Below are 26399 nucleotides of genomic sequence, written 5' to 3' on the forward strand. Positions count from 1 at the left end.
GGGACGATGCGGGCACACCGGGGGCGGTTCGCGCCAGGGCTAGAACTCGTCGTCGAAGGAGACCGAACCCTCGACCGCGACCTGGTACGCGGAGGGCCGCCGCTCGAAGAAGTTGGTCAGCTCCTGCACGCCCTGCAGCTCCATGAACGAGAAGGGGTTCTCGGAGCCGTAGACCGGCGCGAAGCCGAGGCGCTGCAGCCGCTGGTCGGCGACGCACTGCAGGTACTCGCGCATCGAGTCGGTGTTCATGCCCGGCAGGCCCTCGCCGCACAGGTCCCGCGCGAACTGCAGCTCGGCCTCGACGGCCTCCTTGAGCATGTCCGTGACCTGCTGCTGGAGTGCGTCGTCGAAGAGCTCGGGCTCCTCCTTGCGGACGGTGTCGACCACGTCGAAGGCGAAGCTCATGTGCATCGTCTCGTCACGGAAGACCCAGTTGGTGCCGGTCGCGAGGCCGTGCAGCAGACCGCGGCTGCGGAACCAGTAGACGTAGGCGAATGCGCCGTAGAAGAAGAGCCCCTCGATGCACGCGGCGAAGCAGATCAGGTTCAGCAGGAAGCGGCGGCGGTCGGCCTGCGTCTCCAGCCGGTCCAGCTTCTCGACCTCGTTGATCCACTTGAAGCAGAACTCGGCCTTCTCCCGGATCGAGGGGATCTCCTCGACCGCGTCGAAGGCGGCCGCGCGGTCCTCCGGGTCGGGCAGGTAGGTGTCGAGCAGCGTCAGATAGAACTGGACGTGCACGGCCTCCTCGAAGAGCTGGCGGCTCAGGTACAGCCGCGCCTCGGGGGAGTTGATGTGCTTGTAGAGCGTGAGCACCAGGTTGTTGGAGACGATCGAGTCACCCGTCGCGAAGAACGCGACCAGACGGCCGATCATGTGCTGCTCGCCCGGCGAGAGCTTCGCGAGGTCGGCGACGTCGGAGTGGAGGTCGACCTCCTCGACGGTCCAGGTGTTCTTGATCGCGTCCCGGTAGCGCTCGTAGAAGTCGGGGTAGCGCATGGGGCGCAGGGTCAGTTCGAAGCCCGGGTCGAGCAGGTTCTTCTCGGCGTTGGTGGTGCTGGACATTACTGGCAGGCCTCGCAGGACTCGGGGTTTTCCAGGGAGCAGGCGACGGCGTCGGGGTCGGTCACCTGCTGGGGGACGGGGGCCGCGGCGGTGGCCCGGGAGCCGCCGGCCGCGCGGGCGATGCGCGTCGCGGGGCGCGAGCGCAGGTAGTACGTGGTCTTCAGGCCCTGCTGCCAGGCGTACGCGTACATCGAGGAGAGCTTGCCGATGGTCGGCGTCTCCAGGAAGAGGTTCAGCGACTGCGCCTGGTCGAGGAACGGGGTGCGCGCGGCGGCCATGTCGATCAGGCCGCGCTGCGGGATCTCCCAGGCCGTGCGGTACAGCGCGCGGACGTCCTCGGGGATCCAGCTGAAGCCCTGCACCGAGCCGTTGGCCTCGCGCAGCGCCTCACGGGTCTGCGCGTCCCAGACGCCCAGCCGCTTCAGCTCCTGCACCAGGTAGCCGTTGACCTGGAGGAACTCGCCGGACAGCGTCTCGCGCTTGAAGAGGTTGGAGACCTGCGGCTCGATGCACTCGTAGACGCCCGCGATGGACGCGATGGTCGCGGTCGGTGCGATGGCGAGCAGCAGCGAGTTGCGCATGCCGGTCGTGGCGATACGTTCCCGCAGCGCCGCCCAGCGCTCCGGCCAGGTCAGCTCGGCGTCGTAGTGGTCGGGGTGCAGCACGCCGCGCGCGGTGCGGGTCTTCTCCCAGGCCGGGAGCGGGCCGACGGGGGTCCCTTCCGCACCGGAGCCTGCCGAAGGCGCTTGGGGGCGCTCGGCGAGGTCGGCGGACGCCTCGTAGGAGGCGAGCATGATCCGCTCCGCGATGCGGGTCGAGAGGGCGCGCGCCTCGGGGGAGTCGAACGGCAGCTTCAGCTGGAAGAAGACGTCCTGCAGCCCCATCGCGCCGAGGCCCACCGGGCGCCACTTGGCGTTGGAGCGCCCGGCCTGCTCGGTCGGGTAGAAGTTGATGTCGACGACCCGGTCGAGGAAGGTGACGGCCGTGCGGACGGTCGCATCCAGCCGCTCCCAGTCGATGTCGCGGGTGGCCTGGTCGACGAACGCGCCGAGGTTCACCGAGCCGAGGTTGCAGACGGCCGTCTCCCCGTCGTCCGTCACCTCCAGGATCTCGGTGCAGAGGTTGGACGAGTGCACGGTGTGACCGGGCTCGGCCGTCTGGTTGGCGGTGCGGTTGGCGGCATCCTTGAAGGTCAGCCAGCCGTTGCCGGTCTGCGCGAGGGTGCGCATCATGCGGCCGTACAGCTCACGGGCCGGCATGGTCTTCTTGGCGAGCCCGGCCGCCTCGGCCTTGCGGTAGGCGGCGTCGAACTCATCACCCCACAGGTCGACGAAGTCGGGCACGTCGGACGGCGAGAACAGCGACCACTGCTGGTCGGCGGCGACCCGGCGCATGAACTCGTCGGGGATCCAGTGCGCGAGGTTCAGGTTGTGCGTGCGGCGCGCGTCCTCACCGGTGTTGTCGCGCAGCTCCAGGAACTCCTCGATGTCGGAGTGCCAGGTCTCCAGGTAGACCGCGGCGGCGCCCTTGCGCCGTCCGCCCTGGTTCACGGCGGCCACCGAGGCGTCCAGCGTCTTGAGGAACGGCACGATGCCGTTGGAGTGCCCGTTCGTGCCGCGGATCAGCGAGCCCCGGGAACGGATGCGGGAGTAGGAGAGGCCGATGCCGCCCGCGTGCTTCGAGAGCCGCGCGACCTGGTGGTAGCGGTCGTAGATGGAGTCGAGCTCGTCCAGCGGGGAGTCGAGGAGGTAGCAGGACGACATCTGCGGGTGGCGGGTGCCGGAGTTGAAGAGCGTCGGCGAGGACGGCAGGTAGTCCAGGCGGCTCATCAGGCCGTACAGCGCGGCGACTTCGTCCAGGGCGCGGGTGCTGCCGTCCTCCGCGAGGCCGCTCGCCACGCGCAGCATGAAGTGCTGCGGGGTCTCGATGACGTGCCGGGTGATCGGGTGGCGCAGCAGGTAGCGGCTGTACAGCGTGCGCAGGCCGAAGTAGCCGAAGCGGAAGTCGGCGCCGTCCGCGAGCGCGCCGTCCACCAGCGCGTCGAGCCGGGCCGCGTGGGCGGTCACGAAGTCGGCGGTGCGGTCGGCGATCAGGCCCTCGCGGTGGCCGACGGCGACCGACTCGGTGAAGGAGCGCACGCCCTGCGAGGCGGCCTCGGCGGCGATGGAGAGGCTGAGCAGCCGGGCGGCGAGCTTGGAGTACGCCGGGTCCTCGGAGATGAGCCCCGCGGCCGCCTCGGTCGCCAGCTCCCGCAGCTCGGCCTCGTCGGCCCTGGCCGAACGGCCGCGCAGCGCGGCGGCCGCGACCCGGCCGGGGTCGGCGTCGGGGAGGTCGGCGGTGAGGTCGGTCAGGGTGCGCAGCAGCGCGGTCCCTGGCCCGTCGGTACCCTCGGCGGTCGGCGACAGCGCTGACGCAGGTTCGGCAGGCGCGATGGTCACGTGGAGCTCTCCCTCGCTCGGCTCTGGGCCAGGGGAGGGGATCGGCACACACGGGCGCACCCGGACAGGGCGGCGTACCGCGTCCACCGGCCCATTCCACGAGGCCCGGACGGTCGGCACCCGGGCCGGACGGCACGGGTGCGCTGCCGGCAGGTCTTCGGACTTCGCGTACGACAAATGCGTACACGTGCACCGTTGCGGGACAGTTCCGGACTTGCACCGGATTCCCCTGCGGCGACAGCGAGCACGAGCATACATCTTGTGCCGGGTTTCTGAAGCAGGCCCACATCTTGTGTCGGCCTGGAGGGGGCGGGGCGGGAGGCGGGCCCTAGAATGTCAACGCGTAGGTGAGCAGCGGCAGGTCGGGCAACGGGTACCAGTCGCGCTCCGGAGTCCGCACGAAGCCCAGGCGTTCGTACAACCGGTGGGCCGTCCGCATCGAGGGCGACGAGGACAGCACCAGCCGCTCCCGGCCCGCCTCCCTGGACCGCTGGACGCAGCCGCGCACCAGGAGCTCGCCGACGCCCCGGCCGCGCGCCGCGTGCCCCACCGCCAGCATGCGGATCTCCGACTCGCCCTCGCGCGCGATGTCGGCCATGGGCCCGCTGGACGGCACGAAGGTCACGCCGCCGAGCAGCGTGCCGGGGTCCGCGCCGTCCGCCACGGCCACCAGGATCTCGGCGTGCGCCGCGCGCCCCGCCACGTCCCGCAGCACGGGCAGGTAGTGGTCCTCCGCCCCGAAGTCGAGGTGTCCGTCGTCGAGATAGGCCTGCGCGGTGAGGTCGCCGAGCGCCGCGTACTCCGCGGGCCGCGCCCGCCTGATCGTGATGTCCATGCCGCGCAGTGTGCAATACGGGCGCGACGAGGGCCGCCGGATTTCTCCGGCGGCCCTCGTCGTGTGCGGGGAAGGCGGATCACGCGGTCGCGGATCGCCCGGCGGGGGAGCGGGTCAGTGCCCGGCGCCCGCCGTCGCCTTCGGCAGTTCCTCGATGACGCCGGGGTCGCCCGCGTCGGCCGTGTAGTCCTCCGGGGACGTCTCGTCGATGCCCTCGGGAGCCTTCAGGGCCTTCAGGACGAAGGTGAGGACCACGGTGACGACGACGTTCAGGACGAACGCGGTGAGGCCGATGTAGCCGATCTCGCCGATGCCCGGGATGGTGTCGGAGGAGCCGCCGAAGTGCTTCTGCGTCGGCGAGGCCACGCCGTACGCGGCCAGCGTGCCGTAGACCATGCCGACCGCCCAGCCTGCGAGCAGCGCCCAGCGGTGGAACCACCGGGTGAACAGGCCGCCGACGAGCGCGGGCATCGTCTGCAGGATCCAGATGCCGCCCAGCAGCTGGAAGTTGATCGCGACCGTCTTGTCCATGGTCAGGACGAAGGCGAGCGCGCCGACCTTCACCAGGAGCGAGACCAGCTTGGAGATCTTGGTCTCCTGCTCGGGTGTGGCGTCCGGCTTGATGAAGTCCTTGTAGATGTTCCTGGTGAAGAGATTCGCGGCCGCGATCGACATGATCGCCGCGGGCACGAGCGCGCCGATGCCGATGGCGGCGAAGGCGACGCCGGTGAACCAGTCGGGGAACATGTTCTCGAACAGCTGCGGGATCGCCAGCTGCCCGTTCTCCACCTTGACCCCGGCCGCGATCGCCATGAAGCCGAGCAGTGCGAGCAGGCCCAGCATCAGCGAGTACAGCGGCAGGATGGTGGTGTTGCGGCGGATCACGTTGCGGCTCTTGGAGGAGAGCGTCGCGGTGATGGAGTGCGGGTACATGAAGAGGGCGAGCGCGGAGCCGAGCGCGAGCGTGGCGTAGGTCCACTGCCCCGCATGGCCCGGCGCGAGGCCCGCCACGGGCTTGCCCGCGGCCTCGTTCGCCGCGGAGAACTTGTCGTTCGCCGCCTGGAAGATCTCGTCGAAACCGCCGAGCTTGATCGGGATGTAGATGATCGCGACGGCGATGACGAGGTAGATCAGGCCGTCCTTCACGAACGCGATCAGTGCGGGCGCGCGCAGACCCGAGGAGTACGTGTACGCGGCGAGCACCGCGAACGCGATCAGCAGCGGCAGGTCCTTGACGAACCAGTTGGTGTCGGGGCCGCCGCCGATGCCCATGACGTCGAGGACGGCCTGGATGCCGACCAGCTGGAGCGCGATGTAGGGCATCGTGGCGAGGATGCCGGTGACCGCGACCGCCAGGGAGAGCCCCTTGGAGCCGAAGCGCCCGCGCACGAAGTCCGATGTGGTCACGTAGCCGTGCTTGTGCGAGACCGACCAGAGGCGGGGCAGGAAGGTGAAGATCAGCGGGTAGACCAGGATCGTGTACGGCACCGCGAAGAAGCCGGCCGCGCCCGCCGCGTAGATCGCCGCCGGGACGGCCACGAAGGTGTACGCGGTGTAGAGGTCGCCGCCGAGCAGGAACCAGGTGACCCAGGTGCCGAACGAGCGGCCGCCCAGGCCCCATTCGTCGAGGCTGTCGTTCTCGGCCTTGCGCCAGCGGGCCGCGAGGAAGCCCATGACGGTGACCGCGAGGAAGAAGAAGATGAAGACCGCGAGGGCGACGCCGTTCACGCCGCCGGTCCCCGATGCGAGTGTGGTCACTGTCCGGCACCCCCGTGGGCCCGCTCGGCCTTGCGGGAGCGCTGGTCACGCTGCCACAGCTTGTACGCGATCATCGTCAGCGCCGTGGAGATGAGCACCCACAGCATCTGGTACCAGTAGAAGAACGGGATGCCGATGAGGGTCGGGTCGACCTTGGCGTAGGAGCCCACCCAGAGCATCGCCACGAACGGCGCGACGAGGCAGACGGCGATGACCACGCGGACCGGCGTGACCACCGGTCTGTTCACTTCAGGCGCATCTGACATATCGCGGCTCCGTTCCCTCACTTATCCCATGCTTAACGTGCGGGAAATCTAAGCCACAGTCTCGCGGTATGGAACCCCTGTCCGGATAACGGACGGGTCAACGTGCCTGCTCAGCAGCAGCGGAAGCCCTGCCGGGGGTCCGAGTCCTGCTGGTCTGTCCGCATGCGCTCAAATGCGCGCCGGCTGGGGACGGTTGCAGCCGGATGGTCCTTGCGTAAATGAGCCACATACCGCTCGTACGCCGATTCGTCGGTCAACTCCCTGACGTACCAGCGCATCCAGCGCAGACCGCGCAGCACCAGCGCCGTCATGTGCCCGCTCCGGTCCCGGCCGGCGCCTCCCGCTTCTCCAGGGCCTCCCGCTTCTCCTCGGGGGTCGCGAAGAGGCCGGCCGGCGCGGTCAACCGCGACGGGACGTACGGGGCTTCGCTCAGCCGTGAGGCCTCGGGGTTGCGGATGTGCCGGATGCACACGCGTGCCGCGTCCAGGATCACGATGACGATGAGCAGGGCGAGGACCGCCGAAAGGACGCCGTCCACCGTGGAGTTGGTGACGACGGTGTGCATGTCGTCCATGGACTTGGCGGGCGGCAGGACCTTGCCCGCGTCGATGGCGTCCTGGTAGTTCGAGCGCTGTTGGAAGAACCCGACGCGCGGGTCGTCGGAGAACACCTTCTGCCAGCTCGCGGTGAGCGTCACCGTCGCGTCCCAGGCGAGCGGGACGCCCGTGATCCAGGCCCACTTGAGCCGCCCGGACTTCACGAGCAGCGTGGTGCAGACGGCGAGGGCGACGGCCGCGAGGAGCTGGTTGGCGATGCCGAAGATCGGGAAGAGCTGGTTGATCCCGCCGAGCGGCTCGTGCACGCCCACCCACAGGAAGTAGCCCCACAGGCCGGTGACGGCGGCGCTGGTCAGCACCAGACCCGGCTTCCAGCTCATGCGGCGGAAGGGCTTGTAGACGTTCCCGAGCATGTCCTGCAGCATGAAGCGGCCCACGCGGGTTCCCGCGTCGAGAGCGGTCAGGATGAACAGCGCCTCGAACATGATCGCGAAGTGATACCAGAAGGCCCGCATCGAGCCGCCGGTGACCTTCGAGAAGATCTCCGAGACGCCGACCGCGAGCGTGGGCGCGCCGCCGGTCCGCGAGAGCAGCGAGGACTCCTCGACGTCCTTGGCGGCCCGCGCCAGGTCGGCGGGCGAGATGGTGTACCCGAAGCTCGCGACGGCCTTCGACGCCTCCTGGACGGTGTCGCCGACGACGCCCGCCGGCGCGTTCATCGCGAAGTACAGGCCCGGGTCGATGATCGATGCCGCGACGAGCGCCATGATCGCGACGGACGACTCCATCAGCATGGAGCCGTAGCCGATCATGCGGACCTGCGTCTCCTTCTGGATCATCTTCGGCGTCGTGCCCGAGGAGATCAGCGCGTGGAAGCCGGACAGCGCGCCGCACGCGATGGTGATGAAGACGAAGGGGAAGAGCGAGCCCGCGAAGACCGGGCCGTCGCCGCGTGAGGCGAAGTCGGTCACCGGGTCCATCTTCAGCGTCGGCAGGGTGACGACGACGCCGAGCGCGAGCAGCACGATGGTGCCGATCTTCATGAACGTGGAGAGGTAGTCGCGCGGCGCGAGGAGCATCCACACCGGCAGGATCGAGGCGACGAAGCCGTACGCCACCAGCCAGATCACCAGCGTCGACGGCGCCAGCGTGAATGTGTCCGCGAGAGACGACTCGGCGACCCAGCGCCCGCCGACGAGCGCGAGCAACAGCAGCGCGATGCCGATCAGCGAGACCTCGCTGACCCGGCCGGGACGCAGGACCCGCAGGTAGAAACCCATGAGCAGGGCGATCGGGATGGTCATCGCGATGGAGAAGGTGCCCCACGGTGACTCGGCGAGCGCGTTGACGATGACCAGCGCGAGCACCCCGAGCAGGATGATCATGATGGCGAAGGTGGCGAGCAGCGCTGCGGCCCCGCCGAACGGGCCGATCTCCTCGCGCGCCATCTGCCCGAGCGACTTGCCGTCGCGCCGCGTCGAGAAGAACAGCACGACCATGTCCTGCACGGCACCCGCGAGGATCACGCCGACGATGATCCAGATGGTGCCCGGCAGATACCCCATCTGGGCGGCGAGGACCGGGCCCACCAGGGGCCCCGCGCCGGCGATCGCCGCGAAGTGGTGGCCGAGGAGCACCCGGCGGTCGGTCGGGTGGAAGTCGATGCCGTTGTCGAGCCGCTCGGCCGGGGTCGCCCGGTTCTTGTCGACCTTGAGGACCCTGTAGGCGATGAACTTGGAGTAGAAGCGGTAGGCGACGGCGTACGAGCCGAGGGCCGCCGCCACCATCCAGGCGGCCGACACCTCCTCGTCGCGGGCGAGCGCCAGGACGGTCCAGCCCGCGGCGCCGACCAGCGCGACGAGGGACCAGATGACGATGGATCGAGGTTTCGCTCTGCGCACCGGGTCGTCCTCCCGTTCATCGTGCGATGACGGGAGGAACCTAGAGCAGTGTCGTGATCCGCGCCAGACCTCCGGCGGACGGATCCCGGCGGTGCGGGCCGGGAAGGTGTCAGTCCGTGGGCCGCTTGAGGCGGGCGACGAACTTGTACCGGTCGCCGCGGTAGACCGAGCGCACCCACTCCACGGGCTGGCCGTCCCCGTCCAGCGAGTGCCGGGACAGGAGCAGCATCGGCAGGCCGACGTCGGTGCCGAGCAGGCCCGCCTCGCGCGGGGTGGCCAGCGAGGTCTCGATGGTCTCCTCGGCCTCCGCGAGGTGCACGTCGTAGACCTCGGCGAGCGCGGTGTAGAGCGAGGTGTACTTGACCAGGGAGCGGCGCAGGGCGGGGAAGCGCTTGGCCGACAGGTGCGTGGTCTCGATGGCCATCGCCTCGCCGTTGGCCAGGCGCAGCCGCTCGATCCTGAGCACCCGGCCGCCCGCGGTGATGTCGAGCAGGCCGGCGAGGGTGTCGTCGGCGGTGATGTAGCCGATGTCGAGGAGCTGGGAGGTCGGCTCCAGGCCCTGGGCCCGCATGTCCTCGGTGTACGAGGTGAGTTGGAGGGCCTGGGAGACCTTCGGCTTGGCGACGAAGGTGCCCTTGCCCTGGATGCGCTCCAGGCGGCCCTCGACGACCAGCTCCTGCAGGGCCTGGCGCACCGTCGTGCGCGAGGTGTCGAACTCGGCGGCGAGCGTGCGCTCCGGGGGGACGGGGGTGCCGGGCGGCAGGGTCTCCGTCATGTCCAGGAGGTGCCGCTTGAGGCGGTAGTACTTCGGCACGCGCGCGGTGCGGCCTACGCTCGGAGCCTCCGAGGGTGCGCCCACCTCGGTCCCGGTACTGCCCGCCTCGCTGCCCATCATCGACCTTCCCGGCTCCTGTGCTGCTGCCGTCACCGGCTCCTCCGTCTGTCGCGGCTCACATCGTGGCACGGTACGGGCCGAGCAGACTCTGCCTGCTCAGGTGTCGGTCCGATAACGGAGGCGACAGCCCTTCTTATACACCCTTGACACCCCTAAAGGTCTAGGCCAAGCTCCCCGTACTGGTCTACACCATTAAAGACCAGGTTCCAGTCCCACGGGCAGATCTCGGTCCATTTGGTCGCTGCGGGTGGGGGGTTGACTGGCATCCCTTGAGGAGGGTGACGTGAATCGCAAGCTCATAACGGCCATCGGTGTCGCGAGCATGTTGGTCTCGGTCGCGGCGTGCGGCAGTGACGACGACGACAAGAAGGCCGGGGGGGCCGACAGCTTCAAGGGCGAGACGCTGACGCTCTGGGCGATGGACGGTTCGACGCCGGACAAGTGGCAGAAGGACGTCACGGCCGCCTTCGAGAAGAAGACCGGCGCGAAGCTGAAGTTCGAAGTCCAGCAGTGGAACGGCATCCAGCAGAAGCTGACCACCGCCCTCTCCGAGGAGAACCCCCCGGACGTCTTCGAGATCGGCAACACCCAGACCCCGGCGTACGCCAAGACCGGCGGTCTCGCCGAGCTCGGCGACCTCAAGGAGACGCTCGGCGCCGACTGGACCGAGTCGATGAACAAGGCCTCGGTCGTCGACGGCAAGCAGTACGCCGCCCCGTGGTTCGTCCTCAACCGCGTCGTGATCTACAACAAGAAGATCTGGGCCGACGCCGGCATCAAGGACACCCCCAAGACGCGCGACGAGTTCCTCAAGGACCTCAAGCAGATCGGTGCCAAGACGGACGCCGAGCCGATCTACATGCCCGGCCAGTTCTGGTACCACTTCGTCGGCCTGACCATCGGTGAGGGCGCGCAGCTGGTCAAGAAGGACGGCGACAAGTACGTCTCCAACCTGGGTGACCCCAAGGTCGCCAAGGCCATGAAGACGTACCAGGAGTTCGCGAAGCTCTCCAAGGCCCCCAAGAACAAGGACGAGGCCACCCCGCAGCAGGGCGAGGTCTTCGGCAAGGGCAAGACCGGCACGATGATCGCCATGCCGTGGGAGGCCGACCTGGCCATCAAGACGGACAAGAAGATCGCCAAGGACATCGGCTACTTCACGATCCCGGGTGCCACGGCGGACAAGCCCGAGGGTGTCTTCCTCGGCGGCTCCAACCTCGCGATCGCCGCGACCAGCAAGAAGCAGGAGCTCGCCAAGGAGTTCCTCAAGATCGCGCTGTCCGACAAGTTCGAGAGCCAGTTCGCCAAGGAAGGCGGCGTGATCCCGAACAAGGACTCCCTCAAGTCCGCCCTCGCGGGCAACCCGGCCGCCAAGGCCATGTCCCCGGCCACGCCCGGCGGCGGCACCACCCCGCTGGTCCCGGAGTGGGGCGCGGTGGAGAACCCGCCGAACCCGATCAAGAACTACATGAGCGCGGTGCTGAACGGTAAGTCGTCCGCCGAGGCCGCCAAGCAGGTCGAGGGCGAGCTCAACAAGCGCCTGGCGCAGAAGCAGTAAGCAAGAACGCGTGCCCTGCCGGGGGCGGCGGGTGCCACGACCCCGCTGCCCCCGGCGCAACCATGCGCTCTCCGCGCTGACCTCCGGCGTTCTCCACGCTGACCACAGCGTTTCGCGTTGCCCACGAAAGAGATGGCGAGCATGACCGTGCAGAAGACCGAACGGCCGCCCTCCGGCCCGACGGAGGTGGAGACGCTGGGTGGCGGACCACGACCAGAAGGCCCGCGCCCATCATCAGGACGTCTCGCCGGCCTGACGCCCTATCTGCTCCTTGCCCCCGCGATCATCGCCACCCTGCTGCTGCTCGGCTGGCCGTTGGTCAACAACGGGGTTCTGTCGTTCCAGAACCTCAACATGCGGCAGTTCATTCTGCACTTGACCGAGTGGAACGGGTTCGACAACTACAAGGAAGTCCTCACCGGTGAGGACTTCTGGCGGGTCGCGGGGCGCTCGATCGCCTTCACCGCGGCCAACGTCGTACTGATCATGATCCTCGGCACCCTGGTGGGCCTGCTGCTCGCCCGGCTCGGCCGGAAGATGCGCACGTTCCTCCTGTTCGGGCTCGTCCTCACCTGGGCCATGCCGATCGTCGCGTCGTCCACCGTCTACCAGTGGCTCTTCGCGCAGCGCTTCGGCGTCGTCAACTGGGTGCTCGCCAAGATCGGCTTCGAGTCGATGGCCGACCACGACTGGCTGGCCACCCAGTACTCGACGTTCTTCGTGGTCCTGCTGCTCATCGTCTGGGGTTCGATCCCCTTCGTGGCGATCAACCTCTACGCGGCCACGACGACCATCCCCAAGGAGCTGTACGAGGCCGCCTCGTTGGACGGTGCCGGCGCCTGGAAGCAGTTCACCTCGGTGACGCTGCCGTACCTGCGCCCCTTCCTCTACGCCACGACGTTCCTGGAGATCATCTGGGTCTTCAAGGCGTTCGTGCAGGTCTTCACCATCAACGAGGGCGGCCCCGACCGCCTCACCGAGATCCTGCCCGTCTACGCCTACATCGAGGGCATGGGCAACCAGCACTTCGGCATGGGCGCGGCGATCGCGCTGCTCACCATCATCATCCTGCTGGCCATCACCTCGTACTACCTGCGGATCGTGCTCAAGCAAGAGGAGGACGAGCTGTGAAGCGCTCGCCGCTGGGCCGCCTGTGGCCCAACCTGACCGCCGTCGTTCTCTTCGTCTTCTTCGTCTTCCCCGTGTACTGGATGTTCGCCACGGCCTTCAAGCCGTCCGGCGACATCATCAGCGAGGACCCGGTCTGGTTCCCGACCAACGCCACGCTGGAGCACTTCAGGACGGCGATGGACGCCGACCACTTCTGGACGATGGTCGGCAACTCCGTCACCGTCACCGCCCTCGCCGTCGTCTTCTCGCTCATCATCGGCGTGACCGCCGCGTTCGCCCTCGCCCGCATGCGCTTCAAGGGCCGCCGCGGCTTCATCATCGGCTTCATGCTGGCGCAGATGGCGCCGTGGGAAGTCATGGTCATCGCGATCTACATCATCGTGCGCGACGCGGACATGCTGAACAGCCTGATCCCGCTGACCCTCTTCTACATGGTGATGATCCTGCCCTTCACCCTCCTCACGCTCCGCGGCTTCGTCGCCGCCGTGCCCAGGGAGCTGGAGGAGTCCGCCATGGTCGACGGCTGCTCGCGGATGCAGGCCTTCCGCAAGGTGATCCTGCCGCTGCTCGCGCCGGGCCTGATGTCGACCTCGCTCTTCGGCTTCATCACCGCCTGGAACGAGTTCCCGCTGGCCCTCGTGCTCAACAAGGAAGCGGAAGCCAAGACCTTGCCGATCTGGCTGTCCAGCTTCCAGACCGCCTTCGGCGACGACTGGGGCGCCACCATGGCGGCCGCCTCGCTCTTCGCCATCCCGATCCTCATCCTCTTCGTCTTCCTGCAGCGCAGGGCCGTGAGCGGCCTGACCGACGGCGCAGTGAAGGGATAGCGCACTCATGACGACACTCACGCACGCCGGTGACACGCTCACCCGCAACGCCCTCGCCGTCCTGCAGCCCGGCTTCGACGGCACCACCACCGCACCGGACTGGGTGCGCCGCCACATCGGCGAAGGCCTCGCCTCGGTCAGCCTGTTCGGCCGCAACGTGCGGACCGCCGAACAGGTGGCCGCGCTCACCGCGCAGCTGCGCGCCGAGCGCGACGACCTGCTGATCGCCATCGACGAGGAGAGCGGCGACGTCACCCGTCTGGAGGTGCGCACCGGATCGTCCTACCCGGGCAACCACGCGCTCGGCGCCGTCGACGACCCGGACCTGACCCGCGAGGTCGCCGCCGACCTCGGCCGGCGCCTGGCCGCCTGCGGCATCAGCTTCAACTGGGCGCCGTCGGCCGACGTCAACTCCAACCCCGACAACCCGGTCATCGGCGTACGCTCCTTCGGCGCCGACCCGCTCCTGGTGGCCCGGCACACCGCCGCCTACATCGAGGGCATGCAGTCGGCCGGCGTCGCCACCTCCGCCAAGCACTTCCCCGGCCACGGCGACACGGCGATCGACTCGCACCACTCCGTGCCGGTCATCGACGTCGACCGGGACGTGCTGAACTCCCGTGACCTGGCGCCGTTCCGCGCGGCGCTCGCCGCGGGCACCCGCGCCGTGATGAGCGGTCACGTGCTGGCCCCCGCCCTGGACCCGGAGAACCCCGGCACGCTCTCGCGCCGCATCCTCACCGGGCTGCTCCGCGAGGAGTTCGGCTACGAGGGCCTCATCGTCACCGACGGCATGGACATGCAGGCGATCGCCGGGACGTACGGCTTCGAGCGGGGCTGTGTCCTCGCCATCGCCGCCGGCGCCGACGCGATCTGCACGGGCGGCGGTCCCTCGGACGAGGGGACCGTGCTGCGACTGCGGGACGCCTTCGTCGCGGCGGTGCGCTCCGGCGAACTGTCCGAGGAGCGGCTCGCCGACGCCGCCGACCGCGTGCGGGCCCTGGCGGGCTGGACCGTGGCGTCGGCGGGTGCGGCCGACCGTTCGGGGAAGGTGCCCGACACCGGCATCGGCCTGGTCGCGGCCCGCCGCGCGCTGACGGTCACCCGCGGCGAGACGTACGCGGCCCCGGTCACCGAGGCCCCCTACGTCGCCACCTTCTCGCCGCTGCCGAACATCGCGGTCGGCGACGAGACCCCCTGGGGCGTGACCGAGGAGCTGGAGCGCAGGCTGCCCGGCACGGAGTCGGGCACCTTCGACGGCGAAGGCTCGGGCGAGGCGGCCCTCGCGGCGGCGGGCGGGCGCCGCATCGTGGCCGTGGTCCGCGACGCGCACCGGCACGGATGGATGGCCGACGCCGTGCAGACCCTCGTGTCGGCCCGCGCGGACACGGTCGTGGTGGAGATGGGCGTCCCCCAGTCCGCCCCGGCCGGCGCCCTGCACATCGCCACGCGCGGCGCGGCACGGGTGTGCGGCACGGCCGCGGCGGAGATCGTCACGGGCGGCTGAGGCCCTGGAGGTCCTGAACGCCGGAAGGGGCGCCCCCTGGTGGGGGCGCCCCTTCCGCGCACCTCGGTACCCGGCCGCGCCTGGCCCGGCGGCTCCGCAGCGCCGAACTCCCTTACAGGCCCTGCCAGTCGGGCTTGTTGACGTAGGTGTGCCGGAAGTAGTCCGCGAGCTTCAGCTTGGACGCGGCGGCCTCGTCCACGACGACCGTGGCGTGCGGGTGCAGCTGCAGCGCGGAGGCGGGCACGACCGAGGCGACGGGACCCTCCACCGTCGCGGCCACGGCGTCCGCCTTGCCCTCACCCGTGGCGAGCAGCACCAGGTGCCGCGCCTCCAGGATCGTGCCGATGCCCTGGGTGATGACGTGGTGGGGGACCTGCTCGATGTCCCCGTCGAAGAAGCGCGCGTTGTCCACCCGCGTCTGCTCCGTCAGCGTCTTGATGCGGGTGCGCGAAGCGAGCGACGAGCAGGGCTCGTTGAACCCGATGTGCCCGTCGGTCCCGATCCCGAGCAGCTGGAGGTCCACGCCCCCGGCGCCGGCGAGCGCCTTGTCGTACTCCTCGCACGCCGCCAGCACGTCGTCGGCGCTGCCGTCGGGCCCCATGAAGGACGCCTCGCTCAGCCCGAGCGGCTCGACGACCTCACGAAGGACCACGGAGCGGTACGACTCGGGGTGCCCGGCCGGCAGCCCCACGTACTCGTCGAGCTGGCAGATGCGCGCACGCGAGGCATCCACGGCACCGGCCGCGACCTTGGCGGCCAGCGCTTCGTAGATGGGCAGCGGGGTGGAGCCGGTGGCGACACCGAGCAGGGCGTCAGGCTTGCGGCGCACCAGGGCGGCCATGGCCTCCGCGATGAGCTCGCCGCCTGCCTTGGCGTCCGGGACGATGACAACTTCCACGCTGGGCCTGCCGATCTGGAGAGGGTGCTCAAGAGGACTGGTGGTATAGACCAATCTAGCAGAGCTGGGCCGTCAGAACAGTCGATTCCTCGGGTCCATGCTCAGCTCTCCCCACCTCCTCCGCCCGTCGAGCGACCCCACCTCCCCGCCGGGCCGCCCCCGCCCGCACCCGCCCCCTCGGCCCCGCCGCGAGACCCCGCCCGGGAAGCGGGGAGAGGGCGGAACGGGGAGAGTGGGAGGCATGACCGCCTTGACTCCGCCGGAGGCGCAGGACCGGCACAGCGAGCGGCCCGGCCGGATCATGCGCCGGGAGATGGCCGAGCAGCCCGAGTGCCTGCGCCGCCTCCTCGACGAGGGCGCCCCGGCGATCCACGAGACCGCGGCCCGGGTCGCCGAGCGAAAGCCCCGCTTCGTCCTGCTCACCGGCCGCGGCACCTCCGACCACGCCGCGCTCTACGCGAAGTACCTCCTGGAAGTCCGCCTCGGCATGCCCTGCGGCCTGACCTCGATGTCCACCATCACGGCCTACGGCGCCAAGCCCGACCTGAGGGACGTCCTCGCCGTCACCGTGAGCCAGTCCGGTGGCTCGCCCGACCTGGTGGCCTCCACCCGGGCCGCCCGCGAGGCAGGCGCGATCACCGTCGCGGTGACCAACAACCCGGACTCGCCCCTGGCAGCCGTCACCGAGCACCACATCGACATCCTCGCCGGACCGGAGAGGGCCCTCCCCGCGACGAAGACGTACACCGCGGCACTGCTCGCCCTGTACCTCTTCATCGAGCGGCTGGGGGCCGAGGCGGATACGGCAGGCGGCGGGGGAGCCGTGACGGACGCGGACGTCGCCCGGCTGCCCGGCCTCGCCGCCGAGCTCCTCGCCCGGCAGGACGAGATCGAGGTCCTCGCCGCCCGCTACCGCTTCGCGGAACACATGGTGATCACCTCCCGCGGCTACGGCTACCCGACCGCCATGGAAGCGGCCCTGAAGCTGATGGAGACCAGCTACATCCCGACGCTCGCCTACTCCGGCGCCGACCTCCTGCACGGCCCGCTCGCGATGGTCGACAACACCTCCCCGGTCATCGCCGTCGTGACGGACGGCCGGGGCGGCGAGATGCTGCAGCCGGTCCTCGACCGGCTGCGCGGCCGGGGCGCGGACCTGGTCGTCCTCGGCCCGAAGGCCCAGGTCGAACAGGCCTCGGCCGGGTTCGTCCTGCCCACCGACGGGGTGCCCGAGGCGCTGCAGCCGATCCTGGAGATCATCCCCCTCCATCTGCTCGCCCACGAGGTGGCGATCGCCCGCGGCCAGGACCCGGACGCGCCCCGGGCCCTCGCCAAGGTCACCGAGACCCGCTGACGCGCGCCTCCCGCCGCCACACTCACGCCGGGCTACATCAGTGAGCCCCCCGTCGCGTCCAGCCAGTGCCCGGTGACCCAGCGGCCGTCGTCCGAGGCGAGGAAGGCCACGACGTCGGCTATGTCGGACGCCTCGCCGATCCGGCCGAGCGCCGAGAACCCGGCCGCCCTCTCCCACGCGTCCTTGTTCTTCTCGTTCTTCTCGTCCCGCAGCCAGGGCGCGTTGGTGTCGGTGTCCACGATGCCCGGGGCCACCGAGTTGACCGTGATCCCGCGCGGGCCGAGGACTTTGGAGAGGTTCTGGGTGAACACGTCCAGGGCCCCCTTGGTCATCGCGTACGCCATGAGCTCCGGCATCGCCGCGGCGCGGGAGAGGCCGGAGGAAATGTTGACGATCCGGCCGCCGTCCCGCAGCCGCTCCGCGCCGAGCTGGGTGATGAAGAACGGCGCCTTGGCGTTGACCGTGAACAGCTGGTCGAACTCCGCCTCGCTCGTGCCGGAGAAGGGGCTCGACGTGCCGATCCCCGCGTTGTTCACGAGGATGTCCACTCCCTCCGCGTGCGCGTCGAACGCGGTCCACAGCGCCTGGGCGGCCCCCGGGGCGCTCAGCTCCGCGCCGATCGCGAAGGCCGCTCCGCCCGCCGCCTCGATCGCCGCCACCGTCTCCTTCGCCGCGGCCTCATTGCTGCCGTAGTGCACGGCGACCCTCGCGCCGTCCCGCCCGAGCCGCTCGGCGATGCCTCGGCCGATGCCCCGGCTGCCGCCTGTGACCAGCGCGGTCTTCCCGGCGAGCTTGCCCGGACCCTGACCCGGCGTGTTCCCCGACGTGTTCCCGTCCTGTGCACCCATGACGGACGCCCCCTCGTTCTCCGCAGATCCGTGCGGTTCTCTGGCGGTTGTTCTCTAGCGGTCGTTATAGAAAAGACCGTACCCGAGGTTCGCACCATTTACTAGCGCCCGCTATACAATTCACTCCATGGCGACGAAACAGCGCGGCCGGCCCCGCTCCTTCGACCGCGAGACGGCCCTGGAGCAGGCGATCCGCACCTTCTGGGAGAACGGGTACGAGGCGACGTCCGTCTCCGACCTCACCCGTGTCATGGGCATCGGCGCCCCGAGTCTCTACGCGGCGTTCGGCGACAAGCGCACGCTCTTCGACGAGGTCGTCGTGCGGTACGGCCTCACCCACGGCGCCTTCAGCGGCCGTGCCCTCGACGAGGAGCCGACGGTGCGCGCCGCCGTGTCACGGATGCTGCGCGAGGCCGCCGCCGAGTTCACCGACCCGGCCCGTCCCCGGGGCTGTCTCGTCATCTCCGCCGCCACCAACTGCACGACGCCGGAGGTGGAGGAGGACCTGCGTGAGCGGCGGAACGCGAACGTGACGGCCATCGAGTCCCGTATCCGCGCGGCCGTCGCGGCGGGGGAGCTGCCCGCCGACGCCGACCCCGCCGCCCTCGCCCATTACACGGCGGCGGTCTTCCAGGGCATGTCGCAGCAGGCCAGGGACGGCGCCACCAGGGACGATCTCGAAGCGGTGGCGGAGCTCGCCATGCGGGCGTGGCCGCAGGGGCGGTCCGCGGAGCGTGCGGTGTGAGGGGGTGGCCCCGGTGTTGGAGAAAGAGACGACAACAAACATCTGTCGACGCATAGACATGGGAGAATGGTCTAGTCCACAATGCGTGGGTAAAGCATCCGCTCTCCCCGCACAGGAGAGTGGACCGAGGACCCGGCGCTCTCTGCCCTGACCGCGTCGGATCCTCCCGATCGGCCTTCAGTACCGCACATTCTGGCGGCCGATGCACCTGAAGGGCTGCGGTGCCGTGGGCGGGCTGAGGGTCCCGCCCTGGCGCCGCGGCTCGTCGGGAACGAATCCGGCTTCGCGGGGGCACCGCATAACCTCGCCCCGGATCCCGGTCGACCCCCTCGGGCACTCGGGCGCTCGGGCAGGGGATCCAGGGGAGCGGACCCGCCGGACCCGAAAGGTACGCTCCACTCGTGCCCTCCATGAACGACCTCGTACGCCAGCACACCGCTCTCGGTGACTCCGATCTCGAGTGGCTGCATCTGCTGGTCTCGGAGTGGCAGCTGCTCTCCGACCTCTCCTTCGCCGACCTGGTGCTCTGGGTCCCCACGCGCGACGGAACCCGCTATGTCTCCGTGGCGCAGATGCGGCCCAACACCGGCCCCACCTCCTACCAGGACGACATGGTCGGCCACCTCGTCCCGCGCGGCCGGCGCCCCCTCCTCGACGCCGCCCTGGACGAGGGCCGCATCGTGCGCGAGGGCGACCCGGAGTGGCGTGAAGAGGTGCCGGTGCGGGTCGAGTCCATCCCCGTACGCAGGGAAGGGCGTGTCCTCGGCGTCATCGCCCGCAACACCAATCTGCTGACCGTGCGCACTCCCTCGCGGCTCGAGCTGACCTACCTGCAGTCGGCGTCCGACCTCGCGCAGATGATCGCCGCCGGTTCGTTCCCGTTCCCGGGGCAGCAGGTCGACATGGATGCCTCCCCGCGCGTGGGGGACGGACTGCTGCGGCTCGACGCCGACGGTGTCGTGCAGTACGCGTCGCCGAACGCGCTGTCCGCGTACCACCGGCTCGGCCTCGCCTCCGACCTCGTGGGGCACCACCTGGGCCGGGCCACCGCCGAACTCGCCCCGTCCCGCGGTCCGGTGGACGAGGCGCTCGCCAAGGTCGCGAGCGGCTGGGCGCCGCGCGAGTTCGAGATCGAGGGCGGCGACGGTGTGATCCAGCTGCGTGCGATCCCGCTCAAGCCCAAGGGCCCGCGCATCGGTTCGCTCGTACTCCTGCGCGACGTCACCGAACTCCGCCGTCGCGAGCGGGAGTTGATCACCAAGGACGCGACCATCCGGGAGATCCACCACCGGGTGAAGAACAACCTGCAGACGGTCGCCGCCCTGCTGCGTCTCCAGGCCCGCCGCATCGACTCCGCCAAGGGCCGCGAAGCCCTGGAGGAGGCCGTGCGCCGGGTGGGTTCCATCGCCATCGTCCACGAGACGCTCTCCCAGAACCTCGACGAGCGCGTGGAGTTCGACGAGATCGCCGACCGGGTGCTCGCGATGGTCGCCGAGATCTCGCCCGGCAAGGTCACGGGGCGGCGCACCGGCCGCTTCGGGATCCTGGACGCCGAGGTCGCGACCCCGCTGTCGATGGTGCTGACCGAAGTCCTGCAGAACGCGCTGGAGCACGGCTTCCGCGAGGGGGACACCGGCGCCGTCGAGGTGTCCGCCGTGCGCGGCGGCACCACCAAGGACGCCCGCCTGCTGATCACCGTCCAGGACGACGGCGTGGGTCTGCCCGACGACTTCGACCCGCACCGCTCCGGCAATCTCGGCCTGCAGATCGTCCGCACCCTGGTCGAGGGGGAGTTGGGCGGCACCTTCGACATGGTCCGCGCGCCCGAGCGCGGCACGCAGGTGATCCTCGACATTCCGGTCCGAGGCGACAAGTAGCGGTGACACGTAGCGGCGGCGAACAGCCGCCGGGCGCCGCGAAGGGGCGCAGGGAAAAGCAGTGAGCCCCGGACCGAAGTCCGGGGCTCACTGCTCACGTTGCGTTGCGCATCGGGGGTACTGCGCGGCTGCGGCTCGGGGGCGGGAGTTGCGTACTCGCTGTACGCGCCGCCAAGCTCAGGCTCGTGGGGGGCGTGACCGTCAGGCGCTGGCCTGGCGTGCACGGTTGCGAGCGGCGCGGCGCTTCATTGCGCGGCGCTCGTCCTCGCTGAGGCCACCCCAGACGCCGGAGTCCTGGCCGGACTCGAGCGCCCACTGCAGGCACTGCTCCATGACGGGGCAGCGGCGGCAGACGGCCTTGGCTTCCTCGATCTGCAGCAGCGCAGGACCGGTGTTGCCGATGGGGAAGAAGAGCTCGGGGTCTTCCTCGCGGCAAACGGCGTTGTGACGCCAGTCCATGGCTGCTACCTCTCCTTGGTATTACATGCAGGTTGCTTGTGAATGTGAACGCTTTCACGAATCCCCCCACACGGGAAGGGTCGACGCCCAGTTGCCTGGTGTGGACCTGTGATGGAGGAGGGGTTCTGGCTATCTGTGGGGCCGATGGTGCGGGCCGTCCCGATCGCCATGTAGAGATTCGCAAACCTCGGCGGCGGATACAACCCCTTCCGGCAAGTTTTTTTTGATTCCTCAGTGTCGACTGGGTCACAGCCGTACTTCTATGGGGTGGACCCTGGCCTAAACGTTCGAGTGAAAGGACTTTAGGCCCTTCCACTCACACAATCACACGCAGTGCACGGCGTACGCCTGTGAACGTCACGCTCGTCCGCAGCCCCAAGTGGTCACCGTCCATCTGGAGGGGCAGGGGCACCTTCGAATGCAAGGTGAAGTCCGTGAGGTCGTGGAGCGTGACCGCGTGCTTACCGTGCGGTCCGCGTTCCGGCGTCGACGTCAGGAGCTGGGTGCCGTAACGGGCCACCGCGGTGGTGGAGAGCTTCTTCAACCCCAGCACGTCCAGGCCCGTGTCGAAGGAGGCCTGCGGGGACGCGTACAACGGGCGATTGCCCAGGTAGGAGTACGGAGAGGTGTTGCAGATTATCGACAGCACCAGGTCGGTCACCGGGTCCTCGCCGGGCCGCTCCAGCGTGATCATTCCGTGCCTGCGGTGGGGCTCGTCGAGGAACTGGCGGAGCACCTGACGCACATAGAGCGAGTGCGTCGAACGCCTGCCCAGCTCGCGTTGCTGTTCGACCCTGCCCACCACGCCGCCGTCGAAGCCGAGGCCGGCGCAGAACGTGAACCAGCGCGAGGGCACGGCCTCGTCCTCGGTGCCCGGTGTGCCGCCCGCGATGCCGAGCCCGACCGTGCGCTCGCTGCCCTCGCGCAGGGCGTCCAGCAGGGCGCCGGTGGCCTCCACGGCGTCGTTCGGCAGCCCGAGGGCGCGCGCGAAGACATTGGTGGAGCCGCCGGGCACGACGGCCAGGCGCGGGAGGCGGTCCGGATCGGGGCCGTGGTGCAGCAGACCGTTGACGACCTCGTTGACGGTGCCGTCGCCGCCGAGGGCGACGACCAGCTCGACGTCCTTGCTCTCCGCGGCCTGCCGGCCGAGGTCTCTGGCGTGCCCGCGGTACTCCGTGGTGACCGCGTCGAGCTTCATCTCGCTCGCCAGTGCGTGGACCAGCACATCACGCGTACGCGCACTGGTGGTGGTTGCCGCCGGGTTGACCACGAGAAGTGCACGCATGCGCAGCAGACTACCTAGCGGTCTTTACCCGGCCTAGACCGAGGTGCCGGGGCGGGCACCCCCGCGGCTACCCTGCAGGGGTGAGTACTGAGCGGAAATCCACCCCCGAAGCCCCGGAACCGGCCGCGCCGGGCCCGCGTCCCGCGCGGGTGACCGCCGCCGCTGCCCTGGTCGCCCTGGAGGGCCTCGCCCTTGTCGCCGGGGGCATCTACATGCTCGCGATGGGCCTCGCCGGGTCCCCCGACGACCCGCGGCAGGCCGAGACCGGCGGCATCACGCTGATCGTCCTCGCGCTGCTCCCGCTGCTGGCCGCGCGCGGACTGCTGAAGCTGCGCCGCTGGAGCCGCGGTCCCGCGATCATCACGCAGATCATGGCGCTTCCCGTGGCCTGGCAGATGCTGCAGGCCGACAGTGCGGCGATCCCGGCCGGCATCGTCCTCGGGATCGTGGCGGTCGTCTCGCTCATCCTCGTGATCAACCCGGCGACGACCGAGGCCCTCGGCATCCAGGGCCCCGGCAACGTCCAGGATCAGAAGTAGCGACTACGGAGAGCGCGCCCCGGAGAGTCGGCTACGGAGCGTGACTACTCCTCGACGAGGAGCTTCTCCCGCAGCTGCGCGAGGGTGCGTGCCAGCAGGCGGGAGACGTGCATCTGGGAGATGCCGACTTCCTGCGCGATCTGGGACTGGGTCATGTTGCCGAAGAAGCGCAGGAGCAGGATGCGCTTCTCGCGCGGGGGCAGGTCTTCCAGGAGGGGCTTGAGGGACTCGCGGTACTCGACGCCCTCCAGGGCCTCGTCCTCGGCGCCCAGGGTGTCCGCGACGGCCGGCGACTCGTCGTCGGTGTCGGGGACGTCCAGGGACAGCGTGGAGTAGGCGTTGGCCGACTCCAGGCCCTCCAGGACCTCCTCCTCGGAGATGGCCAGCTTCTCGGCCAGCTCGTGCACCGTGGGGGAGCGGCCGTGGAGCTGGGAGAGCTCGGCCGTCGCCGTCGTCAGGGCCAGGCGCAGCTCCTGAAGGCGCCGCGGGACACGGACGGCCCACCCCTTGTCGCGGAAGTGCCGCTTGATCTCGCCGACGACCGTCGGGGTGGCGTACGTGGAGAACTCCACGCCGCGCTCCGGGTCGAAGCGGTCCACGGACTTGATCAGGCCGATGGTGGCGACCTGGGTGAGGTCGTCGAGCGGCTCACCGCGGTTGCGGAAGCGGCGGGCCAGGTGCTCGACGAGCGGAAGGTGCATGCGGACCAGCTGGTTGCGCAGCTGCGCGTACTCCGGACTGTCATTCCCCAGAGAACGCAGCTCGACGAACATCGCGCGTGCGCCGCTGCGGTCCTGGGGATTGTGCCGGCCGTGCTCGTGCTCGCTCATGTTTCCCACCCGTCGCCCGCCGCCCCGGCCGGAGAGCTGCTCGAGCCCTTCCTTGGCGGTCGGCTCTGCCTGCTCCGACACATCGGCCACCCGCAGGGAACCCAACCGGTCCGGTTCCTCGGGGTGCGGTTTGGCCTGCTGCTCGGGGATTCCGGTGGTCATACGGCGCATCCCCTCCCTGCCGCCGGCGGGCAGCTTTTGTGTGCCGCGCTCTTCGTCCCGCACCGGCCCGTCCCCGTTCCTCACGCCGGCCCGGGTCCCGCGCCGCGCTTCTTGTAGAGGCTGATCGAGACGGTGTTGTCCTCGGCGACGGTGGAGTCGACCTGACCCGCGAGGGCCGACAGCACTGTCCAGGCGAAGGTGTCCCGCTCCGGGGCCCGGCCGTCGGTCGTGGGCGCCGAGACCGTCACCTCCAACGAGTCGTCGACGAGGCGGAAGACGCAGCTGAGCACGGACCCGGGCACGGCCTGCTGGAGCAGGATCGCGCAGGCCTCGTCCACCGCGATGCGGAGGTCCTCGATCTCGTCGAGAGTGAAGTCCAAACGCGCCGCGAGGCCGGCCGTCGCCGTCCGCAGCACCGACAGGTAGGCACCCGCAGCCGGAAGGCGGACCTCCACGAAGTCCTGATTCCCGGGCTCGCCTGCGATCTGGGACACCCTCACCTCCAAGGTGGTACAAGCATTTCGGGGCTTCGGACCGCCGGCCAGCGGTGGTCCGGACTGCGTCACACGGGTAACGCACCACGTCTTTCTGCGGTGACGCTACCGCGCTCCCCAGCTCCGTGTCCCGGGGACCCCGCCCGATGCTGTCACTCATAGTAAGCCTACGGGTACGGACAGTGGCTAGGGGTCTGCGGGCCCAATTGCAAAGTACGGGTGCCGGGTTGACGTACCCAGGCGTCAGACGATCGAACCGTCCACGAAGCACCAGCGCCAGCTCTCGCCCGGTTCGAAGGTCCTCATCACGGGGTGCCCCGTGTCCTTGAAGTGCTCCGTCGCGTGCTGGAACGGCGAGGAGTCGCAGCAGCCCACGTGCCCGCACGTCAGGCACAGCCGCAACTGCACGGGGTGACTGCCGGCCGCCAGACACTCCAGGCACGTTTCGCTCAGGGGGGACACCTCGGGGTGCGGCAGCGCTGCGACATGCGGGCACTCGTTCATGATTGCCAGGTTACGACGGGAACACGGAGGGCGGAGGGGTCTGCCGATGGATGTATTGCCGCTGGTGGCACTGATCGCGGCGAGCGCCGCGGTGGCGGGGGCGGCGCGCAGGACCCCGGTGCCCGCGCCGCTGCTCCTGGTCGCCGTCGGACTCGTCGCCGCCTACCTCCCCGGAGTGCCCGACTACCACCTCGACCCGCACATCGTGCTGCCGCTGATCCTGCCCCCGCTGCTGCACACGGCCGCCCTGGAGAGCTCCTACCTGGACCTGCGGGCCAACATCAGACCCGTCGCGCTGCTCTCCGTCGGCTACGTCCTGTTCGCCACGGTCGCCGTCGGCTGGCTCGCGTACGTGCTCATCCCGGACCTGCCGCTGACCGCCGCGCTCGTCCTCGGGGCCGTCATCGCGCCGCCGGACGCGGTCGCGGCGACCGCCGTGGCGCGCAGGGTGGGGCTCCCCTCGCGGATCACCACGATCCTGCAGGGCGAGTCCCTCGTGAACGACGCGACCGCGATCACCGCCTACAAGGTGGCCCTCGCGGCGGCCGTCGGCGAGGGCGCGAGCTGGTCGGGCGGCATCCGGGAGTTCCTCCTCGCCGCCGTCGGCGGGGTCGGCGTCGGGCTGCTGCTCATGGTGCCGATCCACTGGCTGCGCACCCACCTGAAGGAGGCGATGCTGCAGAACACGCTCTCCCTGCTCATCCCGTTCGTCGCCTACGCCGCCGCCGAACAGGTGGGCGCCTCCGGAGTGCTCGCCGTGGTCGTCGTCGCCCTCTACCTGGGGCACCGCTCCTGGCAGGTCGACTTCGAGACGCGGCTGCAGGAGGCCGCCGTGTGGAAGGTCGTCGCGTTCATCCTGGAGTCGGCGGTCTTCGCGCTCATCGGACTGCAGCTGCCCGTCGTCCTCAAGGGGCTCGGCGAGTACAGCGTGGCGCAGGCGGTCTGGTACGCGGTCGGGGTCTTCGTCTGCGTTGTGCTGGCGCGCTTCGTGTGGTCGTACCCGGCGACCTATCTGCCGCGCCGGATGTCGGCCGGGATCAGGGAGCGCGAGGGCGACATGGACTGGCGGCGGCCGCTCATCGTCAGCTGGGCCGGGATGCGGGGCGTCGTCTCGCTGGCCATCGCCTTCTCCATCCCGCTCGTCATGGACGACGGGGAGCCGTTCCCGGCCCGCAATCTTGTCCTGTTTCTGACCTTCACCACGGTGATCGGCACGCTCGTCGTGCAGGGGCTCTCGCTGCCGTGGCTGATCCGTGTCCTGAAAGTGCCAGGACGTGACGCGCAGGCGCAGACGCTCGCCGAGGCGCAGGCGCAGAACGCCGCCTCACAGGCCGCGGAGGCGCGGGTGGAGGAACTCATGCAGGACGAGCGCAATCGTCTGCCACAGCCCCTCCAGGACCGTCTGCGCACCGTTTTGGAGCGGCGGCGCAACTCCGTGTGGGAGCGCCTTGGCCAATCCAACCCCGTGACGGGGGAGTCGGCGGACGACACCTACCGCCGCCTCGCGCGCGAGGCGATCGCCGCGGAGCGCGAGGTGTTCGTGAAGATGCGGGACGAGCGGCGCATCGACGACGAGATGATGCGGACGCTGCTGCGCAAACTGGACTTGGAGGAGGCGGCCGCCCACCGGGAGATCGAGGACTGAGGCGGTCCGGTCCTCCGGCCGGCG

General features: G+C 69.8%; 24 protein-coding genes and 1 riboswitch. Of the genes, 9 read left to right on the top strand and 15 right to left on the bottom strand.

All coding sequences use genetic code 11. The annotated features are described in order from the left end of the window. Positions 1-39 precede the first annotated feature (39 nt). The 8 genes from ACZ592_RS08185 to ACZ592_RS08220 form a co-directional block, all read right to left on the bottom strand. Positions 40-1062 (bottom strand): ribonucleotide-diphosphate reductase subunit beta, encoded by a 1023-nt coding sequence (locus ACZ592_RS08185; protein ID WP_471580663.1) that lies wholly within the window; start codon positions 1060-1062, stop codon positions 40-42. Beyond that, on the bottom strand, positions 1062-3500 hold the full coding sequence (locus ACZ592_RS08190) for a ribonucleoside-diphosphate reductase subunit alpha (protein ID WP_471580664.1): 2439 nt from the start codon (positions 3498-3500) through the stop codon (positions 1062-1064). The genes ACZ592_RS08185 and ACZ592_RS08190 overlap by 1 nt, the downstream gene beginning before the upstream one ends. Before the next feature lie 131 nt (positions 3501-3631). Further along, positions 3632-3754: riboswitch (cobalamin riboswitch) on the bottom strand. Between the two features lie 74 nt (positions 3755-3828). Then, positions 3829-4335, bottom strand: coding sequence for a GNAT family N-acetyltransferase (locus tag ACZ592_RS08195; RefSeq protein ID WP_471580665.1), 507 nt, complete (start codon positions 4333-4335; stop codon positions 3829-3831). A 114-nt stretch (positions 4336-4449) separates the two neighbouring features. After that, positions 4450-6009: a monocarboxylate uptake permease MctP gene (gene mctP, locus ACZ592_RS08200; RefSeq protein WP_471580748.1), complete on the bottom strand. Its 1560-nt coding sequence runs from the start codon at positions 6007-6009 to the stop codon at positions 4450-4452. 80 nt (positions 6010-6089) lie between these two features. Further along, positions 6090-6359, bottom strand: coding sequence for a DUF3311 domain-containing protein (locus ACZ592_RS08205; protein WP_471580666.1), 270 nt, complete (start codon positions 6357-6359; stop codon positions 6090-6092). A gap of 110 nt (positions 6360-6469) precedes the next feature. Further along, entirely contained in the window at positions 6470-6670 is a 201-nt protein-coding gene (locus ACZ592_RS08210) for a CstA-like transporter-associated (seleno)protein (RefSeq protein WP_471580667.1), read from the bottom strand. Beyond that, positions 6667-8817: a carbon starvation CstA family protein gene (locus ACZ592_RS08215; protein WP_471580668.1), complete on the bottom strand. Its 2151-nt coding sequence runs from the start codon at positions 8815-8817 to the stop codon at positions 6667-6669. Before ACZ592_RS08215 ends, ACZ592_RS08210 begins: the two co-directional genes overlap by 4 nt. A 109-nt stretch (positions 8818-8926) precedes the next feature. After that, complete coding sequence (locus ACZ592_RS08220) at positions 8927-9709, bottom strand: GntR family transcriptional regulator (RefSeq protein WP_471580749.1); 783 nt, start codon at positions 9707-9709, stop codon at positions 8927-8929. Positions 9710-9995: 286 nt separating this feature from the next. Here ACZ592_RS08220 and ACZ592_RS08225 point away from each other — a divergent pair, with 286 nt between their 5' ends. From ACZ592_RS08225 to ACZ592_RS08240, 4 genes are all read left to right on the top strand, one after another. Further along, a complete protein-coding gene (locus tag ACZ592_RS08225) occupies positions 9996-11270 on the top strand; it encodes an extracellular solute-binding protein (protein ID WP_471580669.1) in 1275 nt (424 codons plus the stop codon). Between the two features lie 141 nt (positions 11271-11411). Next, positions 11412-12401 (top strand): carbohydrate ABC transporter permease, encoded by a 990-nt coding sequence (locus ACZ592_RS08230; protein WP_471580670.1) that lies wholly within the window; start codon positions 11412-11414, stop codon positions 12399-12401. Further along, positions 12398-13228, top strand: coding sequence for a carbohydrate ABC transporter permease (locus ACZ592_RS08235; RefSeq protein WP_471580671.1), 831 nt, complete (start codon positions 12398-12400; stop codon positions 13226-13228). The genes ACZ592_RS08230 and ACZ592_RS08235 overlap by 4 nt, the downstream gene beginning before the upstream one ends. 7 nt (positions 13229-13235) lie before the next feature. Continuing rightward, complete coding sequence (locus tag ACZ592_RS08240; RefSeq protein ID WP_471580672.1) at positions 13236-14735, top strand: glycoside hydrolase family 3 protein; 1500 nt, start codon at positions 13236-13238, stop codon at positions 14733-14735. 112 nt (positions 14736-14847) lie between these two features. On the opposite strand, the gene nagB is transcribed toward ACZ592_RS08240, so the two are convergent. Continuing rightward, on the bottom strand, positions 14848-15633 hold the full coding sequence (gene nagB, locus ACZ592_RS08245; protein WP_471580673.1) for a glucosamine-6-phosphate deaminase: 786 nt from the start codon (positions 15631-15633) through the stop codon (positions 14848-14850). Between the two features lie 241 nt (positions 15634-15874). Between nagB and ACZ592_RS08250 the strand changes: the two genes are divergently transcribed. Beyond that, on the top strand, positions 15875-16987 hold the full coding sequence (locus ACZ592_RS08250) for an SIS domain-containing protein (protein ID WP_471580674.1): 1113 nt from the start codon (positions 15875-15877) through the stop codon (positions 16985-16987). 32 nt (positions 16988-17019) lie between these two features. Here ACZ592_RS08250 and ACZ592_RS08255 read toward each other — a convergent pair whose 3' ends face one another. Continuing rightward, entirely contained in the window at positions 17020-17835 is an 816-nt protein-coding gene (locus ACZ592_RS08255; RefSeq protein ID WP_471580675.1) for an SDR family oxidoreductase, read from the bottom strand. A gap of 127 nt (positions 17836-17962) precedes the next feature. Here ACZ592_RS08255 and ACZ592_RS08260 point away from each other — a divergent pair, with 127 nt between their 5' ends. Both ACZ592_RS08260 and ACZ592_RS08265 read left to right on the top strand, forming a co-directional pair. After that, positions 17963-18580 (top strand): TetR/AcrR family transcriptional regulator, encoded by a 618-nt coding sequence (locus ACZ592_RS08260; RefSeq protein WP_471580676.1) that lies wholly within the window; start codon positions 17963-17965, stop codon positions 18578-18580. Positions 18581-18990: 410 nt separating this feature from the next. Beyond that, a complete protein-coding gene (locus ACZ592_RS08265; RefSeq protein WP_471580750.1) occupies positions 18991-20457 on the top strand; it encodes a sensor histidine kinase in 1467 nt (488 codons plus the stop codon). 201 nt (positions 20458-20658) lie between these two features. On the opposite strand, the gene ACZ592_RS08270 is transcribed toward ACZ592_RS08265, so the two are convergent. Both ACZ592_RS08270 and ACZ592_RS08275 read right to left on the bottom strand, forming a co-directional pair. After that, positions 20659-20916: a WhiB family transcriptional regulator gene (locus ACZ592_RS08270; protein WP_016639615.1), complete on the bottom strand. Its 258-nt coding sequence runs from the start codon at positions 20914-20916 to the stop codon at positions 20659-20661. A 316-nt stretch (positions 20917-21232) separates the two neighbouring features. After that, positions 21233-22201: a diacylglycerol/lipid kinase family protein gene (locus ACZ592_RS08275; RefSeq protein WP_471580677.1), complete on the bottom strand. Its 969-nt coding sequence runs from the start codon at positions 22199-22201 to the stop codon at positions 21233-21235. Positions 22202-22281: 80 nt separating this feature from the next. On the opposite strand from ACZ592_RS08275, the gene ACZ592_RS08280 reads away from it, so the two are divergent. Then, a complete protein-coding gene (locus tag ACZ592_RS08280) occupies positions 22282-22740 on the top strand; it encodes a hypothetical protein (RefSeq protein WP_471580678.1) in 459 nt (152 codons plus the stop codon). A 44-nt stretch (positions 22741-22784) separates the two neighbouring features. On the opposite strand, the gene ACZ592_RS08285 is transcribed toward ACZ592_RS08280, so the two are convergent. The 3 genes from ACZ592_RS08285 to ACZ592_RS08295 form a co-directional block, all read right to left on the bottom strand. Then, positions 22785-23816 (bottom strand): RNA polymerase sigma factor SigF, encoded by a 1032-nt coding sequence (locus tag ACZ592_RS08285; protein ID WP_471580679.1) that lies wholly within the window; start codon positions 23814-23816, stop codon positions 22785-22787. Continuing rightward, complete coding sequence (locus tag ACZ592_RS08290) at positions 23813-24226, bottom strand: ATP-binding protein (RefSeq protein ID WP_030780840.1); 414 nt, start codon at positions 24224-24226, stop codon at positions 23813-23815. Before ACZ592_RS08290 ends, ACZ592_RS08285 begins: the two co-directional genes overlap by 4 nt. 243 nt (positions 24227-24469) lie before the next feature. After that, a complete protein-coding gene (locus ACZ592_RS08295; RefSeq protein ID WP_471580680.1) occupies positions 24470-24730 on the bottom strand; it encodes a UBP-type zinc finger domain-containing protein in 261 nt (86 codons plus the stop codon). Positions 24731-24776: 46 nt separating this feature from the next. On the opposite strand from ACZ592_RS08295, the gene ACZ592_RS08300 reads away from it, so the two are divergent. Beyond that, positions 24777-26375 (top strand): Na+/H+ antiporter, encoded by a 1599-nt coding sequence (locus ACZ592_RS08300; protein ID WP_471580681.1) that lies wholly within the window; start codon positions 24777-24779, stop codon positions 26373-26375. Positions 26376-26399: the final 24 nt, after the last annotated feature.

The sequence above is a fragment of the Streptomyces sp. NPDC040622 genome, from assembly GCF_055593965.1.

Bases quoted from the DNA above. Each gene is read 5' to 3' on its own strand.
- ACZ592_RS08250 (WP_471580674.1), top strand. From the start codon at position 15,875: ATGACCGCCTTGACTCCGCCGGAGGCGCAGGACCGGCACAGCGAGCGG.
- ACZ592_RS08275 (WP_471580677.1), bottom strand. From the start codon at position 22,201: ATGCGTGCACTTCTCGTGGTCAACCCGGCGGCAACCACCACCAGTGCG.
- mctP (WP_471580748.1), bottom strand. From the start codon at position 6,009: ATGGGCTTCCTCGCGGCCCGCTGGCGCAAGGCCGAGAACGACAGCCTC.
- ACZ592_RS08205 (WP_471580666.1), bottom strand. From the start codon at position 6,359: ATGTCAGATGCGCCTGAAGTGAACAGACCGGTGGTCACGCCGGTCCGC.
- ACZ592_RS08300 (WP_471580681.1), top strand. From the start codon at position 24,777: ATGGATGTATTGCCGCTGGTGGCACTGATCGCGGCGAGCGCCGCGGTG.
- ACZ592_RS08185 (WP_471580663.1), bottom strand. From the start codon at position 1,062: ATGTCCAGCACCACCAACGCCGAGAAGAACCTGCTCGACCCGGGCTTC.
- ACZ592_RS08270 (WP_016639615.1), bottom strand. From the start codon at position 20,916: ATGGACTGGCGTCACAACGCCGTTTGCCGCGAGGAAGACCCCGAGCTC.
- ACZ592_RS08295 (WP_471580680.1), bottom strand. From the start codon at position 24,730: ATGAACGAGTGCCCGCATGTCGCAGCGCTGCCGCACCCCGAGGTGTCC.
- ACZ592_RS08255 (WP_471580675.1), bottom strand. From the start codon at position 17,835: ATGGGTGCACAGGACGGGAACACGTCGGGGAACACGCCGGGTCAGGGT.
- ACZ592_RS08195 (WP_471580665.1), bottom strand. From the start codon at position 4,335: ATGGACATCACGATCAGGCGGGCGCGGCCCGCGGAGTACGCGGCGCTC.
- ACZ592_RS08260 (WP_471580676.1), top strand. From the start codon at position 17,963: ATGGCGACGAAACAGCGCGGCCGGCCCCGCTCCTTCGACCGCGAGACG.
- ACZ592_RS08220 (WP_471580749.1), bottom strand. From the start codon at position 9,709: ATGGGCAGCGAGGCGGGCAGTACCGGGACCGAGGTGGGCGCACCCTCG.
- ACZ592_RS08230 (WP_471580670.1), top strand. From the start codon at position 11,412: ATGACCGTGCAGAAGACCGAACGGCCGCCCTCCGGCCCGACGGAGGTG.
- ACZ592_RS08240 (WP_471580672.1), top strand. From the start codon at position 13,236: ATGACGACACTCACGCACGCCGGTGACACGCTCACCCGCAACGCCCTC.
- ACZ592_RS08210 (WP_471580667.1), bottom strand. From the start codon at position 6,670: ATGACGGCGCTGGTGCTGCGCGGTCTGCGCTGGATGCGCTGGTACGTC.
- ACZ592_RS08265 (WP_471580750.1), top strand. From the start codon at position 18,991: ATGAACGACCTCGTACGCCAGCACACCGCTCTCGGTGACTCCGATCTC.